At 35.4% G+C, this 15,944-nt stretch carries 17 protein-coding genes; all 17 read left to right on the forward strand.

Annotation, left to right across the window (positions count from 1 at the left end):
* The first annotated feature begins 22 nt into the window (after positions 1-22).
* Positions 23-547 carry a DinB family protein gene (locus GTR01_RS09655; RefSeq protein WP_160137631.1) on the forward strand — a complete coding sequence of 175 codons (525 nt, stop codon included), beginning with the start codon at positions 23-25 and terminating at the stop codon, positions 545-547.
* Positions 547-1,326: an alpha/beta fold hydrolase gene (locus GTR01_RS09660; RefSeq protein WP_228452202.1), complete on the forward strand. Its 780-nt coding sequence runs from the start codon at positions 547-549 to the stop codon at positions 1,324-1,326. The genes GTR01_RS09655 and GTR01_RS09660 overlap by 1 nt, the downstream gene beginning before the upstream one ends.
* Before the next feature lie 105 nt (positions 1,327-1,431).
* Positions 1,432-1,863 (forward strand): VOC family protein, encoded by a 432-nt coding sequence (locus tag GTR01_RS09665; RefSeq protein ID WP_160137632.1) that lies wholly within the window; start codon positions 1,432-1,434, stop codon positions 1,861-1,863.
* A gap of 77 nt (positions 1,864-1,940) precedes the next feature.
* Positions 1,941-2,354, forward strand: a complete 414-nt coding sequence (locus GTR01_RS09670) for an SRPBCC family protein (protein ID WP_160137633.1) — start codon at positions 1,941-1,943, stop codon at positions 2,352-2,354.
* A gap of 35 nt (positions 2,355-2,389) precedes the next feature.
* On the forward strand, positions 2,390-2,629 hold the full coding sequence (locus GTR01_RS09675; protein WP_228452203.1) for a hypothetical protein: 240 nt from the start codon (positions 2,390-2,392) through the stop codon (positions 2,627-2,629).
* Positions 2,630-3,036: 407 nt separating this feature from the next.
* Positions 3,037-3,903, forward strand: coding sequence for a VOC family protein (locus GTR01_RS09680; protein WP_160137634.1), 867 nt, complete (start codon positions 3,037-3,039; stop codon positions 3,901-3,903).
* Positions 3,904-3,950: 47 nt separating this feature from the next.
* Positions 3,951-4,784 carry an SDR family oxidoreductase gene (locus GTR01_RS09685; RefSeq protein WP_160137635.1) on the forward strand — a complete coding sequence of 278 codons (834 nt, stop codon included), beginning with the start codon at positions 3,951-3,953 and terminating at the stop codon, positions 4,782-4,784.
* 98 nt (positions 4,785-4,882) lie between these two features.
* Positions 4,883-5,311 (forward strand): SRPBCC domain-containing protein, encoded by a 429-nt coding sequence (locus tag GTR01_RS09690; protein ID WP_160137636.1) that lies wholly within the window; start codon positions 4,883-4,885, stop codon positions 5,309-5,311.
* A gap of 46 nt (positions 5,312-5,357) precedes the next feature.
* On the forward strand, positions 5,358-5,816 hold the full coding sequence (locus tag GTR01_RS09695; protein WP_160137637.1) for an SRPBCC family protein: 459 nt from the start codon (positions 5,358-5,360) through the stop codon (positions 5,814-5,816).
* Between the two features lie 88 nt (positions 5,817-5,904).
* Positions 5,905-6,363 carry a hypothetical protein gene (locus GTR01_RS09700; protein WP_160137638.1) on the forward strand — a complete coding sequence of 153 codons (459 nt, stop codon included), beginning with the start codon at positions 5,905-5,907 and terminating at the stop codon, positions 6,361-6,363.
* Between the two features lie 167 nt (positions 6,364-6,530).
* A complete protein-coding gene (locus GTR01_RS09705) occupies positions 6,531-8,537 on the forward strand; it encodes an alpha/beta hydrolase family protein (protein ID WP_160137639.1) in 2,007 nt (668 codons plus the stop codon).
* Positions 8,538-9,019: 482 nt separating this feature from the next.
* Complete coding sequence (locus GTR01_RS09710; RefSeq protein ID WP_228407645.1) at positions 9,020-9,574, forward strand: RNA polymerase sigma factor; 555 nt, start codon at positions 9,020-9,022, stop codon at positions 9,572-9,574.
* An 11-nt stretch (positions 9,575-9,585) separates the two neighbouring features.
* Positions 9,586-9,918 (forward strand): hypothetical protein, encoded by a 333-nt coding sequence (locus tag GTR01_RS09715; protein ID WP_129057177.1) that lies wholly within the window; start codon positions 9,586-9,588, stop codon positions 9,916-9,918.
* Between the two features lie 91 nt (positions 9,919-10,009).
* Positions 10,010-10,267, forward strand: a complete 258-nt coding sequence (locus tag GTR01_RS09720; protein WP_068943721.1) for a hypothetical protein — start codon at positions 10,010-10,012, stop codon at positions 10,265-10,267.
* Between the two features lie 175 nt (positions 10,268-10,442).
* Positions 10,443-11,090 (forward strand): alpha/beta hydrolase, encoded by a 648-nt coding sequence (locus tag GTR01_RS09725; RefSeq protein ID WP_160137640.1) that lies wholly within the window; start codon positions 10,443-10,445, stop codon positions 11,088-11,090.
* Positions 11,091-11,478: 388 nt separating this feature from the next.
* Positions 11,479-12,126 (forward strand): DnaJ domain-containing protein, encoded by a 648-nt coding sequence (locus GTR01_RS09730; protein WP_160137641.1) that lies wholly within the window; start codon positions 11,479-11,481, stop codon positions 12,124-12,126.
* Positions 12,127-12,750: 624 nt separating this feature from the next.
* Positions 12,751-15,609, forward strand: a complete 2,859-nt coding sequence (gene gcvP, locus GTR01_RS09735) for an aminomethyl-transferring glycine dehydrogenase (RefSeq protein ID WP_160137642.1) — start codon at positions 12,751-12,753, stop codon at positions 15,607-15,609.
* Positions 15,610-15,944: the final 335 nt, after the last annotated feature.

The following is a 15,944-nucleotide window of genomic DNA, read 5'->3' on the forward strand; positions in this document are numbered from 1 at the left end:
ATTAATATAAAAAAATAAAATAATGAACACACCAAAATCAAAAAAAATGGAGCTCATTATTCCGGCTTATAGAATGCATACCCAAAGCTTTGTGAATGTTTTGGATGGCATTTCGGAAGAAGATGCACTCAAAAGAATTGAAAACAAAACCAATCATATCGTTTGGATGGCAGGAAACTTCTTGAATATGCGTTATGGTTTGGGAATGGTATTAGGTCTTCAGGATCAGGATCCTAATAATGACCTGTTTTTTCAGGGAAAAACATTGGATGAAAGTTATACCTATCCAACATTAGCCGATTTGAAGAAAAACTTCCATGATATTTCTCCAAAAGTATATCAGAAGTTGTTTGAAGTAACGGACGAAGAATTGGATGAAATCTTTGAAATAGGAATGAATATTCCCTTTATTAAAGAAACCAAACTCAATTTTGTAGGAATGTGCATGGGTCGTGAAGACTATCTCAGTGGGCAAATCGGTTTGATGCGAAGAGTTTTAGACTATCCGGGAATGAAATATGATGTAGATGAAAACCTTACCTATTAATGATGAGCCCGGTAGAAAAAGGATATAAGCGAGTTAACGGAATTCAGCTGTATTATGAAATCTATGGTTCCGGAAAGCCTGTAGTTTTGATTCATGGAGGCGGTTCCTCTATTTTATATGATTTCAAAGAGGTCATTACAAGGCTGGAAAACAAATTTCAGCTTATAGGAATAGATCTTCAGAATCATGGAAGAAGTGAACATCGTGATATTCCTGAAACATTTGAGCAGGATGCTGATGATGTGGCTGCACTTTTATCAGAACTGAATATTGATAAAGCTTCATTCTGGGGCTTCAGTAATGGCGGAAATACAGTCATGCAGATTGCACACCGTCATCCGGGGAAAGTAGAAAAGCTGGTGGTTGCCTCAGCGTTTTATAAAAGAGAAGGAATGATGGACGGCTTTTTTGAAATGATGGCGGAAGCCACTTTTGAATCGATGCCTGAACCTTTCAAAATCAATTTTTTAAATCTGAATCCTGACTTTTCTAAACTGGAAAACTTCTTTGATAAAGACAGTAAGAGAATGCAAACCTTTGTAGACTGGGATGATAAAGTGCTGAGTTCTATAGAGTCCCCAACCTTGTTCATAAGTGGAGATAAAGATGTGATGAAACCGGAACATACCATAGCGATGTGGCGGTTGGTAGAGAATTCACAGGTAATGATCCTTCCTGCAACACATGGAGTGTATATGATGGCTGATTTTGATGGCAGTCTCAACGAAAATTTAGTCAACTTCACGATAAAAGAAGTAGAAACATTTTTAAATACATAAAAATACAGATTACATTCAATTTTTTCACATCAGGACATTGGTGCTATTTGTGAAACTATTCGTGGTCTAAATAAAACAATAAATAACAATTAAAATTAAAAAATCATGGCAAAATTAAATCCGTACTTAAATTTCGATGGAAAAGCTGAAGAAGCTTTCAACTTTTACAAATCTGTTTTTGGAGGAGAATTCGTAGGCGAAGTTCATAAAATGGGAAATGCTCCCGGCACCGAAAACCTTTCTGAAGAAGAAAAAAACAGAGTGATGCATATTGCATTGCCTATTGGAGGAGACCTTTTAATGGCTTCCGATATCGTTCCCAGCTTCGGCCAAAAGCTAAACGTAGGAAATAATAATTATGTTTCTATTTTTCCGGATTCAAGAGACGAGGCAGACAGGCTTTTCAAAGGACTTTCTGAAGGCGGAAATGTAGAAATGCCAATTGAAGACCAGTTTTGGGGCGACTATTTTGGAAGCTTTCAGGATAAATATGGTGTTCATTGGATGGTAAATTATAATGAACAATACGGGAAATAATCTTATATTTAACTAATTATAAAAGGAGATGCCCGTTTTCGGGCAGCTCTTTTGTTTAATCATTAAAAAATAGAACTATGGATCCAATTAAAATAGACATCACCATTTTAGCACCGGTAGAAAAAGTATGGAATTATTTCAATGAACCTAAGCACATCACAAAATGGAATTTTGCCCATGAAAGCTGGCATTGTCCTAGTTCTGAAAACGACCTGAAGGTAGGGGGAAAGTTTAAAAATAAAATGGAAGCAAAAGATAAAAGTTTTGCATTTGATTTTGAAGGAGTATACGATGAAGTAACCCCACACGAGCTTATAAAATATCACATGGAAGACGGACGTAACGTAGCGGTAATCTTTGATAAAATAGATGAGAATACCACAAAAGTCACTGAAGTTTTCGACCCTGAAAAACAAAATTCTGTGGAAATGCAGAGAGATGGCTGGTATGCTATCCTTAATAATTTCCACAAGTATGTTGAGAACCATTAACTATATTTTTTGTAGCCATGATCAATTTAGTTATCATGTCAAAGAGTTTAAATTCCATTTATACTGTCAATTATGATCCTGAAGATGAATTTCTTTTAGGTGTCATTGCAGTACCAGCAAGGAGAGCCTTGAGAAAGGAAAAGATAGATTCTTTGGAAAAGCTGTCGGATTATTCTGAAAAAGAGATCTTACAGCTGCATGGTTTCGGAAAAAATGCAATAATGAAGCTGAAAGATCATATGAAGGAGCACCAAATGTGTTTTAAAGAAGCATAAAAGTAAAAAGACTTGATTTTTTATCGTGTCGTTGCAATGAAATGAATAGAATTTTCTTTTGACTGCAGGGACACTATATCTTTTTGCTTTATGTTGTCTTTAGCACATTTTAATTTGTTAATATAAAAACAATTGTAATAACATTCTGAATACAAACTGAAGATTTGCAAACGTAGTTCAGAAGTGTAATGAAGAATCTCAACGTAGAGAATCTTCCCAGATTTCCAAGATGCCGAAAACTTTTAAACTCAATGATCTGCTCAATCCGCGAGATAAAAAAACAAATAATGTTTTTGTTATTCTGAGCGAAACAAAGCGAAATGAAGAATTTTTAGCATAATAAATGAGACAGAATCTTCAAACTTGTCAAATAAACAACATACAACTCAACTTTAAAATTTAAACTTATGAATAACAATATTTTTCCATGTCTCTGGTATGACGGAGATGCCAAGCAATCTGCTGAATTTTACTGCAAAGTTTTTGGTGGTGAGATTGCTGTAGATACTCCAATGGTAATGAATATTGATCTGTTTGAACAAAGATTTATGCTGCTCAACGGTGGCCCACAATTTAAGAAAAATCCTTCCATATCTTTTACGATACTTTGTGAAACTGAAGATGAAGTTCAGAAGTACTGGGATCAGCTGGTAGAGGGTGGCATGGCTTTAATGGAGCTTGGTTCCTATTCTTGGAGCCCAAAATACGGATGGGTACAAGACAAATATGGGGTAACCTGGCAACTGTTTTTTGGAGAAAAAGCAGAGGGGCAAAAGATTGTTCCTACTTTGATGTTTATTCATGAAAATAATGGTAAGGCTAAAGAAGCTATGGAGTTATATACCCAAACCTTCCCTGATTCAATAATAGGTGATATTCTAACTTACGGACAAGGAAGTGAAGGTCATGATATACAGGAGCCGATTGAAAATGTACAGCATGCTCAAGTAACCATTGATAATTACACCTTATACTGTATGGATAATTCTTATGATCATCAGTTTGATTTTAATGAAGGAATTTCAATGGTTGTAATGACTGATGATCAGCAGCAAACCGATACTTACTGGAATGCACTTACTGCAAACGGTGGAAGAGAAAGTATGTGTGGCTGGCTAAAGGATAAATACGGGCTGAGCTGGCAGATTGTTCCTAAAAAGCTGATCCAGCTGATGAATGATCCTAACCAGGAAAAAGCTTATAAAGTGGTACAGGCGATGATGAAAATGCAGAAAATTATTATTCAGGATTTAGAAGACGCTTATAACTCTTAAAGATATTTCGGCGTATTGTTTGATGCTATTTAGAAAAGGATTTGCTTATGAAAACACAGAACAAATCAAAATCTAAGTCTAAAGTCCCTAAAGAAGGGATGTTTCCGGAAATTATCAGAAATGATTATCTGGGAAGTCGAAAGTTATTGAATAAAAAAGCCATTATTTCAGGCGGCGACAGCGGAATTGGGCAGGCGGTAGCCGTTCATTTTGCAAGAGAAGGAGCAGACGTTGCTATTATTTATAAAGAAAGTGATGACGATGCTAAAGAAACAAAAAGACTGGTAGAAAAAGAAGGAAGAAAATGTCTTTTGATTAAAGGAGATCTTACCAGAAAAGCATTCAGAACAAAGAGCCTTGTTAAGATCAAAAAAGAATGGGCAAGTATTGATATCCTTGTCAATAATGCAGGGATTCATACCTCGAAAAACAATCTGGAGAAAATTTCTGATGAGCAGATTCAAAAGACATTTGATACTAATATCATTTCCATGATCTCTTTTACCCGGAATTTTCTTCCGTTAATGGGAAAAGGAGGCCGGATTATCTGTACAACTTCTGTTACAGCTTATCGGGGAAGTGATCACTTAATTGATTATGCGGCAACAAAGGGCGCTGTATTATCTTTTATCCGTTCTTTGTCTGATAATCTTGCAAAAAAAGAAATTTTAGTGAATGGTATTGCTCCTGGGCCTATCTGGACCCCACTTGTAAAAGAAGCATTTGATGATCTTTCAACCTTTGGAAAAGATACCCCTTTGAAAAGAGCAGGTCAGCCATCGGAAGTTGCTCCGGCTTATGTTTTTCTTGCCTCTAAAGATGCCAGTTATATCACTGGAGAAGTGATTCATATCAATGGCGGCGACTTTGTTGGAGGGTAAATTGTAAGCAAGATCTTGCATTTGGCATATTGTCTGATTCTCAATGTATTAAATTTTCAAATCCTCAAACTTAAACATACCACTTAATATATAAAAATATGGAAAAGTTATCATACGAAATAGAAATCAATGCAGAACCCGAAAAAGTTTGGAGCGTCCTTTGGAGTGATATTACTTACAGACAATGGACTACTGCTTTTACGGATGGTTCTTTTTATGAAGGAGCATTGGAAGAAAATAACATTGTTAAATTCTTGGATCCCAAAAACAATGGGATGTACAGCAGGGTTATAAAAGTGATTCCCAATCAGGAAATAACATTTTTACATTTAGGAGAAATTTATGAAGGAATTGAAGTAGCCCAGGAATGGGGCGATGCCACGGAAGCTTACTTCCTTGAAGAAAATGATGAAGGAACTTTATTGAGAACAGTTATTAATACTCCGGATGAGTTTAAATCTTTTTTTGAAGAAAAATTCCCAAAAGCAATGAATATTATTAAACATCTTTCGGAAAATCAGCTGTAAAGAGACACCCATTTAAAAAAAACAACCAATCACAAAAATCTAGAATATGGAAACTTTATCGTACGAAACAATAATAGAGGCTCCTCTACAGAAGGTCTGGGATATTCTTTGGAGTCCTGAAACCTATAGCCAATGGACAAAATACTTCGGAGCAGGATCTTCCGTCATGAAATCCGACTGGCAGGTGGGTGGAAAGACTTATTTTCTTAATGAAAAAGGAGATGGGATGGTTTCTACCATAGACAGTCTGGATGAACCCCATCAAATCGTTTTTAAACATTTAGGAATGACTGAAAACGGAGTGGAAGATACCCAAAGTAAAGAAGTGATGGAATGGAGCGGCTGTTTTGAAAAATATTTTCTGACAGATCTTGATGGGAAAACCAAGCTTCATACCGAGGTTCAGGTAGACAGTGAATGGCGTGATCATATGAATACCGGATTTACTAAAGGATTGATCGTTGTAAAGAGCCTGGCGGAAGGTGTTAACCTTAGCTCAGTGTAGCAGGGTTTAAAGTTCAATGTTGTTGGAAATACAATTTTTATCTCAATTCTTTTAGTTTTTATTTTTTTTTCGATTAATTCAGAAAAATATGAAGTTATTAGTCATTCTCTTCGGTGCATTTATATTGGCTTTACTGGGAACCATGGTGTTTCAAGGGAAGCCGGATCTTTTATTTTCGGGAAATCTTGGTATGGCGGTTTTCATCATATTCACAGGTTTTTCTCATTTTAAATTTCAGAAAGGAATGGCGATGATGATTCCTGATTTTATTCCCGCTAAAATGTTCTGGGTTTATTGTACCGGTTTCTTGGAAATCGCTGCAGGAATAGGATTGATGATTCCAGCTATTCGTGAAATGACGGCTATTTTACTGATTATTTTTTATGTATTGGTTTTTATAGCCAATATCAAGTCATCTCAAAAGAAGATTAATATTTTTAAAGCAGATTATACCGGGCCGGGAATGCACTACCTTTATACACAAAGAATTCCTATGCAGATTATTTTAATAGCCTGGACATGGTATTTCGGAATTTATTTACAGTAATTATATAAGCAGTCCTAGAGGCTGCTTTTTTATTAAAAAAATATCAAAATAAATGTTAATTATTGTAACGTTTTGAATTCATAGTTGTCTTATATATAAAGAAACTGATTTTTTATTGAAAAAATATTGAATTAGGGGCTTTGTTTTTTAACTTTAAAACGTAAGTTATGAATCTAAATTCCAAAATTTTCGGTACAGCTTATATCGTACTTTCTACTATTATGATCAACGCACAAAACACAGCAGCTAAACTTCCGGGAGATCCCACACTTCCTTCCAGCAAAGCCAATCTTGAAAAATTAGTATCCTATGACAAAGGAAATTTTAAATACAAAGTGGAAGATTATTTTGCAAGACCAAAAGCTTCTGCTTTTAAAATTTCTCCTGATGGAAAATATCTTTCTTATAAGGAAAAAGATAAAGACAGTAAAAATCATGTATACGTTAAAGAACTGAGTACAGGCAAGGTGACCAAAGCCATTGTTGAAAAAGATGATCTGATTAAATCGTATGGATGGCTAAATAAGAATCGCTTATTCTATACACAGGATAAAGGAGGAAACGAAAATATACACCTGTATGCTGCCAATGTAGACGGAACCAATCTTAAGGATCTTACACCATTTGATGGAATTACATTAGGCTCAATCATTCCTGTAAAAGATACCGATTTTGTTGTTGTTACCATGAACAAAAACAATAAACAGATTTTTGAACCTTATAAAATTAATTTTGTAACAGGGGAGATGACTCAACTTTATGAAAATAAGGATGTAAACAGTCCTATTGATGATTATATTTTCGATAAAGACGGTAATTTAAGAGGCTATAGTATTCTTGAAAACGGGTTGACCACGAAAACGTATTATAAGGATTTGCAAACTGGAAAATTTAACCTTCTGAAATCTGCAGACTGGTCTGATACTTTCAGCATCATTAGGTTCAATGATAATTCCAAAAATAAGGATGAAGCTTATGTAGTGACTAATTTGGATGGTGATAAAGCAAGAATTGTTTTGTATGATCTGAAAAAAAATGCAGTGATTAAAGAAGTATACGCCAATCCTGTATATGATGTAAGTTCAATAAGTGTAGCGGGTAAGAACAGAAATTATGAGCTGGATTATATCAGCTATGAAGGCCTGAAAGGAGAGACCGTTCCTGTAAGTAAATTTTACAAGGAAATTGATGATCAATTAAAAGCTCAGTTTAAGGGAAAAGAATTTGCTGTTGTTTCAGCAGATGATAACGACGAAAAGCTATTGGTAATGGTAGCTAGCGATAAATTATACGGAACCTATTACGAATATGATACCAAATCAAAAGAATTAAAACTTCTTTATAATCTCATGCCACAGCTGAAAGAAGAAGATATGGCTGAAATGAGACCTATTGAATTTAAAAGTAGAGACGGATTAACGATTCGTGGATATATTACCTTACCAAAAGCTGCACTAGAAGGCAAAAAAGTTCCTTTAGTGGTTAATCCTCACGGTGGGCCACAAGGAATAAGAGACCATTGGGGCTTCAATCCGGAAACTCAATTGTTTGCAAGCAGAGGATATGCTACGCTTCAGGTAAATTTCAGAATCTCAGGCGGCTATGGAAAAGAGTTCCAGAAAGCCGGATATAAGCAGATTGGAAGAAAAGCCATGGATGATGTGGAAGACGGAGTGAAATATGCGATCAGCCAGGGTTGGATAGACAAAGATAAAATAGCAATTTATGGAGGAAGTCATGGAGGATATGCCACTTTGATGGGCTTGATTAAAACACCTGACCTTTATGCTTGTGGAGTAGATTATGTAGGAGTATCCAACATTTTTACCTTCTTTGCTTCTTTCCCGGAATATTGGAAGCCTTATAAAGAAATGGTAAAACAAATCTGGTATGATCTGGATAATCCTGAAGAAGCTAAAATTGCGAAAGAAGTATCTCCTGTATTTCAGATTGATAAAATCAAAAAACCACTATTCGTAGTACAAGGAGCCAATGATCCTAGAGTAAATATCAATGAGTCTGATCAGATCGTAAAAGCTATGCGCGCAAAAGGTTTTGAAGTGCCTTATATGGTAAAATATGACGAAGGACACGGATTCGGAAAAGAGCCGAACAGAATTGAACTGTATAAGTCTATGCTTGGGTTCTTTGCAGAGAATTTTAATAAAAAATAAATCAGTAATTTTTATAATTTTGGAAACGGAGGACGTGATGTCTTCCGTTTCTTTTTCATTGCGAGTAAAAACGGAAGGTCTGCGAACAAAGTTCAGAAATGTAGCGTGGAATCTATATTCCTCCCACAGATTTCACCAATTACAAGATACATTGTTTATAATCTACTATTGTAACTAGATTGAATTCTTCTATAGGAAATATAGCAGTATTTTCTAGCCCTGATAGCAGCGGTTACCCCGCAGCGTACGCCGGCATTAGCATGGTGCGAGGAGTATGAGCGGATAGCAGGAAATAGCTCCCCAAAGAATGAGTAGTAAGCAATGAGCAATAAATAATGAGATGCAGCTATATAAAAACAGATGAAATAAAACCCCGATAAATGCTGGGAAATTTGAATTGTAAGAAAAATATTTTAAATTTATTAAAGTAAAATAAAAAGGATAGCCGTCATAGCAGTATGGAGGTTGTCGAAAAAATAACAATGCCACAGAAGGATAAAGAAAGCATCATTTCACAAACCGTTTCCAACTACGGTGGGAAGCTGATGTCTTATATTCGTCCCAAAGTGAAAAACACGGAGGATGCAGAAGATATTCTGCAGGAAGTGTGGTATCAGTTCAGCAGTCTAACCAATCTTTCCGAGATCGTGAATGTTGGAGGCTGGCTGTACAGAGTAACGGCGAATAAAATTACAGACCGTTATCGTAAAAAGAAAACAGAAAATCTGGAAGATTTCGTCTATGAAGATGAAGACGGAAGCTTTTCTATCAAAGATATTTTATTGATGGATGAAAGTGCCGGGCCTGAAGTGAAAATGTTTCAGGACGAGATTTGGAAAAAACTGTTTGAAGCACTTGATGAACTTCCCGAAAAGCAAAGGCTGGTCTACGTAGAAAATGAACTGAACGACAAGACCCTCCAGGAGATCGCCGATGAACAAGGAGAGAACATCAAGACCATCATCAGTAGGAAAAACTATGCTGTGAAGCATTTGAGAAACAGATTGAGAAGATTATACGAAGATTTAAAAAGTTAGAAAAAGAAATTATGAATCATAAACACAAAAAGGGCTGGATTTTTTTATTGTTATGTCCGCCATTAATTCTCTTAGCCGTTACCTGGATTGTAATGTCGCTTTGGAATTGTCTTCTTCCTGAAATTTTAGGGGTAAAATCCATTACATTCTGGCAGGCAATGGGAATCCTGATCTTAAGTAAGATTCTTTTCGGAGGTTTCCATTTCGGAAAAGGAATGAAAGACTTCAAAGAGAGAAAAATGAGAGAGAAGATGGAAGGTTTGTCGCCCGAGGAGAAAGAGAAATTTAAAGAAGCCTGGAGAAACAGATGTTCCGGAGGATTCTTCAACAGAAATAACGAATAATTTAAAAATTTTAAAGAAGTAGTAAAGTAAAATTAAAATTCATTCGTCTTTATAAAAAACAAGAAGTAGTAAAATTTAAAATTTTGAAAAAATGAAAAATTCAGCATTAAAAGGAGCTCTTGGAGCACTAGCCGTTGTAGGTGTAGCCTTAATCGCTAAAAAAGCAGCACAAAGAAAAAGATTTATCAGAGGTATTTTTGATGAATACGGAATCAAAGAAAAATCCCCATTCGGATTAGCTGATAAGATCAGAGAAATGAATGACGAGGACTATCAGGAACTGAAAGGAAAATTCAAAAAAGAATTCAGTTCAAGATGCTGCAAAAAGGATAATACTTGTGAAGCATAAAAAGTAAAATACTAAATTGAAATTGTTTAATTCGGGCTCGGGGAAGCAAAGCTTCCCGAGCCCGAATTTTTTATTGTAAAACCAATCATCAAAATGGTAAGCAGAATTTAAGAATGTTTTGGCAGTGAATGTGTTGATTAAATACTAAATTTGCTTTCCTTTTATTTATATTATAATGACACTGAAGCATATTTTTATTACCATAATTACTCTTTTTTCTATAGCCGGATATGGACAGAAATCTGAATTGAAACAGAAACAATATATTTTCTTTCTGCACAATAAATTTCTGGAGGATCATTCAGCTGATGAGGCTCATCCTAAATATGGTATTGTGGAGTATGAAAAGGTACTTCACGAGTTGAAAGATAGCAGTAATGTTGTTCTTTTTGAAAAGAGAAAAGCTAATACAGATCCGGCGGTATATGCGTTGAAAATAAAGAAACAAATTGGTCGTTTGATAAAGAAGGGTGTTAAAGCTGGGAATATTACGGTTGTTGGAACCTCTCAAGGCGGTTATATTGCACAATATATTTCCTACTATGCAAAAAATCCGGATCTTAAATTTGTTATTATCGGAGCCAGTTTTAAAGATGATTCTTTAGAAAAAGATCCGAATTTTAGATTGTATGGAAGAATACTTTCTATCACAGAGAAGTCAGATGATGGCCATGTTCCTCTTTCTCAGGAACAGCGATTTATAAGATCAAATATTAAAGATTTTAAAGAGATTGAGCTTAATACAGGTCTAAACCATGGTTTTTTATTTAAAGCTCTGGATGCATGGATTATTCCAACAAAGGAATGGATCAATCGTAAATAACTATAGAGAATACCAGGTAATTAATTTTTTATGGTTTGTTGGAAAAACAAAATAGTATAGATTTTTTTTGCAACAAATACATGAATAAAAGGTATTTTACTTTAAATATCAATTAAAAAAAGTCCTTTCTATGTTCCTGTATGGTTTAAAAAAATTACCACGTAAGAGTATAGATGTTCTGCAAATAAACTCATTCGGGCATTAGTGCCATCAAACATACGGTATTAAAATACTTGCTCTTTAAAAACATAAAGCTTTTCAATATTCTTTGCGGCTCTGCGCTTGCCAGCACCGATATCAAACTTTGGAATTGTGAGAAATAACAGCTTATTATTTCCAGTGAATTCAAAGCAAAAAGGAAAATAAATCCTTATTTTTGTATTGTTCAATGAAAGATTACTACTATTTTCTCGGTATATCCCAGGATGCTTCAGAAGAAGACATCAAAAAAGCGTATCGAAAACTATCCTTGAAATATCATCCAGACAAAAATGATAATGACGATTTCTTTGCAGACCGTTTTCGTGAAATTCAGGAAGCTTATGAAATGTTGAGTGATTCTTCAAAGAGAAAAGCGTATGATCAGAATTTGGAAAGCCATCAGAGAAGTTTCAGATATAACATTCCTCCAGCCATAAAGACTTTTACTGCCAATAAGATTCATGCGAAAAAAGGGGAGGAGATTATTATCAGCTGGCAAACAAGTAATGCTGATGTCGTAAAGGTTTTACCTTTCGGACTTGAAAAACCTTATGGAGAAAGAATCTTTAAGATCACAGAATTTAAAGATGGAAAATTCCAGTTATTGCTTCATGCAACCAATTCACTATTGCATAAAACCGTAGTTCAGGGAATTACCATTACTGAGGTTTTTGAAAATGATACCGAGAGATTCAAAAGTACAGTAGATGAAATGTTTAAACCACAGCCTCAAACAGCGATTAACAAATCAGGCCAACCCAAAATTATTATGTTGTTTTGGGGAGTTATTATATTGGCAATTGCCTTATATTTCCTTATAAAGGAATTTCTTTAAGCCATTTTTTTCCTTCCTGGGCACTTTTTACATCTTTTCCCTTTCTTGAATTTTTTACAACAAGATTTCTTTTCACAGAACATCTCTTCATTGTTGAATGCATATACGGGAGCCAAAGGCGGAACTTTAAACGGGACAATCATATTCATGATGCAAATATATTAATTTAGAATAAATATAATTAATAAAATTTCATAAATTTCTTAAAACCTGATGGATAGCAGTTCGGACACCTGTTTATAGAGTAAAATGATTTAAAATCATACTCTATTGAAGAGTGAATTTTTCACACTTTTTCATACCAAAGTATTTACTTTTTACCTGTTATTAATAAAAACAAATTTTAGTTATCTTGAATACTTACTGAAAATTTTATCTGTTTTTTTAATGAATATTTCATTGTGTTTTTGATAATGAAATATTGATATTATTAAGTACTATGTGTGAAATAATAATAATAGTTGTTTAAAATGCATGAAACTTTATTTACTAGTTATCAAAAGCTGATTAACTTGTAATAAGTAAACTATTTAGTGAATTATCATTGATGATATGCTGTTGTACAATCGTGTAAAAAATTGTAATTTTACCCATCTTTTTACAAACAAAATCTAATAAATAAAAATGAATACAGAACAGTTTGTGAGCCGTCACATTTCCCTAAATGAAGCCGATAAACAGGCGATGTTGGAAAAACTTGGCGTTTCTAGTATTGAAGAGTTAATTTCTCAGACCATTCCTTCTTCTATCCGTTTAGAAAAAGATCTTGAGATCTCAGATGCACTTTCGGAATACGAAATGTTAAACCACTCTAAGGAGCTGGCATCAAAAAACACTGACTATACAAGTTATATCGGTTTCGGATACCACAATACCCTTTTACCATCAGCTATCCAGAGAAATATCTTTGAAAACCCAAGCTGGTATACTGCCTATACGCCATACCAAGCTGAGATTGCACAAGGAAGATTGGAAGCTCTACTTAATTTCCAGACTGTAGTATGCGACCTTACAGGTTTTGGTCTTGCGAATGCTTCTTTGCTGGATGAATCTACTGCTGCTGCTGAAGCAATGCACATGTTCTTCAACAACAGAACGAAAGATCAGAAGAAAGCAGACGCTAATAAATTCTTTATCTCTGACCTTGTATTGCCTCAAACAATCTCTGTATTGAAAACTAAGGCTGAAGGATTAGGAATTGAAGTTGTGATAGGAGACCACAAAACGCATGCATTTGATGCATCTTATTATGGTGTTTTATTACAATACCCTGGTAAAAACGGAATTGTTCTGGATTATACAGAAAACATCGTAGAATATAAAAAATTAGACCTTCAGGTAGCTGTTGCTTGTGATCCAATGGCATTGGTGAAATTAAAGTCACCAGCTGAAATGGGTGCTGACTGTGCAGTAGGTACTTCTCAGAGATTCGGTATTCCATTAGGATATGGAGGCCCTCACGCAGCATTCTTTGCTTGTAGAGAAGAATATAAAAGAGATATTCCTGGAAGAATCATTGGAGTTTCTCAGGATATGTACGGAAAACGTGCACTAAGAATGGCGTTGCAGACAAGAGAACAGCACATCAAGAGAGAGAAGGCAACTTCTAACATCTGTACTGCTCAGGTTCTTTTAGCAGTAATGGCAGGAATGTATGCCGTTTATCACGGTCCAAAAGGATTAAACTATATCGCAGATCAGATCCACTTTAAAGCAAATGCTTTGAAAGGAGGTCTTAAAGCTTTAGGCTATCAGGTAGTAGAAGAGCCAATCTTCGATACAGTGAAAATCACAATGGCTGAGGATGAGAAAGCTAGATTAGTAAGATTGATGCTGGATCACAGACTTAATCTTAATTACTTTACGGAAGGAGTTGTAAGTATTGCTATCAACGAAAGTACTACATTGGAGAAATTAAACTATCTGATGGCTTCTTTTGCTCAGTTCAAAGATAAGCAGACTTTCAAATTAGAAATCAAAGAAGGATACAGCATTCCTGAAGAAAACCTTAGAAAGGATCAGATTCTTACAGAAGAAGTATTCAACAGATATCATACAGAAACAGAATTGATGCGTTACATCAAGCGTCTTGAGAGAAAAGATTTATCATTGACTCACTCAATGATTTCTTTAGGATCTTGTACTATGAAATTGAACGCAGCGACTGAAATGCTTCCGCTTTCATGGGCAGATTGGGGTAGTGTACACCCATTTGTACCGGTAGATCAAGCAGGAGGATATCAGCAAATGATTGCAGAGCTTGAAAAAGACCTTGCAACAATTACTGGTTTTGCAGGTACTTCATTACAGCCAAACTCTGGAGCTCAGGGAGAATATGCAGGATTAATGGTAATCAGAGAGTACCATATCTCAAGAGGAGACCACCACAGAAATGTAGTTTTGATCCCTCAATCTGCACACGGAACCAACCCAGCTTCTGCTGCAATGGCAGGAATGAAAATCGTAGTCGTGAAAAACCTTGAAAATGGAGAAATCGATTTCGAAGATCTTAAAGCTAAAACAGAATTACATTCAGCGAACTTATCAGCTGTAATGATTACATATCCGTCTACTTACGGATTCTTTGATGCTAACATCAAGGAAATTACTAACCTTATCCACGAGCACGGAGGACAAGTATATATGGATGGTGCGAACATGAATGCTCAAGTAGGATTTACAAGTCCAGGAAACATTGGAGCAGACGTTTGTCACTTGAACCTTCACAAAACTTTTGCAATCCCTCACGGAGGTGGAGGTCCTGGAGTAGGGCCAATCTGTGTGGCGAAGCACTTAGTACCATTCCTTCCTTCCAACGCGAATATCAAAATTGGAACTAAAGAAGCAATCGACGGTATTTCTGCAGCACCTTACGGTTCAGGATTGATCCTAAACATTTCTTATGCTTACATCAAAATGTTAGGAACAGACGGATTGAAAAAAGCTACAGGACATGCAATCATGAATGCTAACTATCTTAAAGCAATATTATCAGAGCATTTCCCAATCTTGTATTCAAACGAAAACGGAAGAGTAGCTCACGAGTGTATCGTAGATTTCCGTCAGTTCAAGTCATTAGGAATTGAAGTAGCTGATGTAGCGAAGAGATTGATGGATTATGGTTTCCATGCTCCTACAGTTTCTTTCCCAGTGGCAGGAACATTAATGATCGAGCCTACAGAATCTGAAAGCAAAGCTGAGATCGATCGTTTTGCAGAAGCTTTAATCTCTATTAAGCAGGAAATTGATGAGATTGCTAACGGACAGGCAGATCCTGCAAACAACGTATTGAAAAACGCTCCTCACACAGAGCAATTGGTGATCTCGGATTCTTGGGATAAACCATACAGCAGAGAAAAGGCAGCTTATCCATTAGAGTGGGTAAGAGATCACAAATTCTTCGCTTCTGTATCAAGAGTAGATGAAGCTTACGGAGACAGAAACTTAGTATGTACTTGTGAGCCGATTGAAGCTTATATGTAATTAGAATTTTCTCTAGATATATCAAATCCCTCTCACACTGAGAGGGATTTTTGTTTTTTATAATTCCGCAAAGTCGGGAGACTTTGCCAGCGTAGTAATTTTTTTGAAGTGTAAATGGTTTACCACTTTTTTCAATGAAGCCCAACAAAAAAAGCCTTTCAAAATTTTGAAAGGTCTGAATGTGTTATATTTATTTTGTTATCTTCTCTTATAGCTGTAGGCCACCAAAATGGCTACTCCCATAGTAAGCACTGTTATCATTGAAATCGTTTCAATAGAGATTCCACTTTTCATCTGTGTGTTTTCTTTTTCACAAGAATAAAAGAATAATACTG

Source organism: Chryseobacterium sp. c4a (genome assembly GCF_009900745.1).
Lineage (GTDB): Bacteria > Bacteroidota > Bacteroidia > Flavobacteriales > Weeksellaceae > Chryseobacterium.

Bases quoted from the DNA above. Each gene is read 5' to 3' on its own strand.
- GTR01_RS09655 (WP_160137631.1), top strand. From the start codon at position 23: ATGAACACACCAAAATCAAAAAAAATGGAGCTCATTATTCCGGCTTAT.
- GTR01_RS09660 (WP_228452202.1), top strand. From the start codon at position 547: ATGATGAGCCCGGTAGAAAAAGGATATAAGCGAGTTAACGGAATTCAG.
- GTR01_RS09665 (WP_160137632.1), top strand. From the start codon at position 1,432: ATGGCAAAATTAAATCCGTACTTAAATTTCGATGGAAAAGCTGAAGAA.
- GTR01_RS09670 (WP_160137633.1), top strand. From the start codon at position 1,941: ATGGATCCAATTAAAATAGACATCACCATTTTAGCACCGGTAGAAAAA.
- GTR01_RS09675 (WP_228452203.1), top strand. From the start codon at position 2,390: ATGTCAAAGAGTTTAAATTCCATTTATACTGTCAATTATGATCCTGAA.
- GTR01_RS09680 (WP_160137634.1), top strand. From the start codon at position 3,037: ATGAATAACAATATTTTTCCATGTCTCTGGTATGACGGAGATGCCAAG.
- GTR01_RS09685 (WP_160137635.1), top strand. From the start codon at position 3,951: ATGAAAACACAGAACAAATCAAAATCTAAGTCTAAAGTCCCTAAAGAA.
- GTR01_RS09690 (WP_160137636.1), top strand. From the start codon at position 4,883: ATGGAAAAGTTATCATACGAAATAGAAATCAATGCAGAACCCGAAAAA.
- GTR01_RS09695 (WP_160137637.1), top strand. From the start codon at position 5,358: ATGGAAACTTTATCGTACGAAACAATAATAGAGGCTCCTCTACAGAAG.
- GTR01_RS09700 (WP_160137638.1), top strand. From the start codon at position 5,905: ATGAAGTTATTAGTCATTCTCTTCGGTGCATTTATATTGGCTTTACTG.
- GTR01_RS09705 (WP_160137639.1), top strand. From the start codon at position 6,531: ATGAATCTAAATTCCAAAATTTTCGGTACAGCTTATATCGTACTTTCT.
- GTR01_RS09710 (WP_228407645.1), top strand. From the start codon at position 9,020: ATGCCACAGAAGGATAAAGAAAGCATCATTTCACAAACCGTTTCCAAC.
- GTR01_RS09715 (WP_129057177.1), top strand. From the start codon at position 9,586: ATGAATCATAAACACAAAAAGGGCTGGATTTTTTTATTGTTATGTCCG.
- GTR01_RS09720 (WP_068943721.1), top strand. From the start codon at position 10,010: ATGAAAAATTCAGCATTAAAAGGAGCTCTTGGAGCACTAGCCGTTGTA.
- GTR01_RS09725 (WP_160137640.1), top strand. From the start codon at position 10,443: ATGACACTGAAGCATATTTTTATTACCATAATTACTCTTTTTTCTATA.
- GTR01_RS09730 (WP_160137641.1), top strand. From the start codon at position 11,479: ATGAAAGATTACTACTATTTTCTCGGTATATCCCAGGATGCTTCAGAA.
- gcvP (WP_160137642.1), top strand. From the start codon at position 12,751: ATGAATACAGAACAGTTTGTGAGCCGTCACATTTCCCTAAATGAAGCC.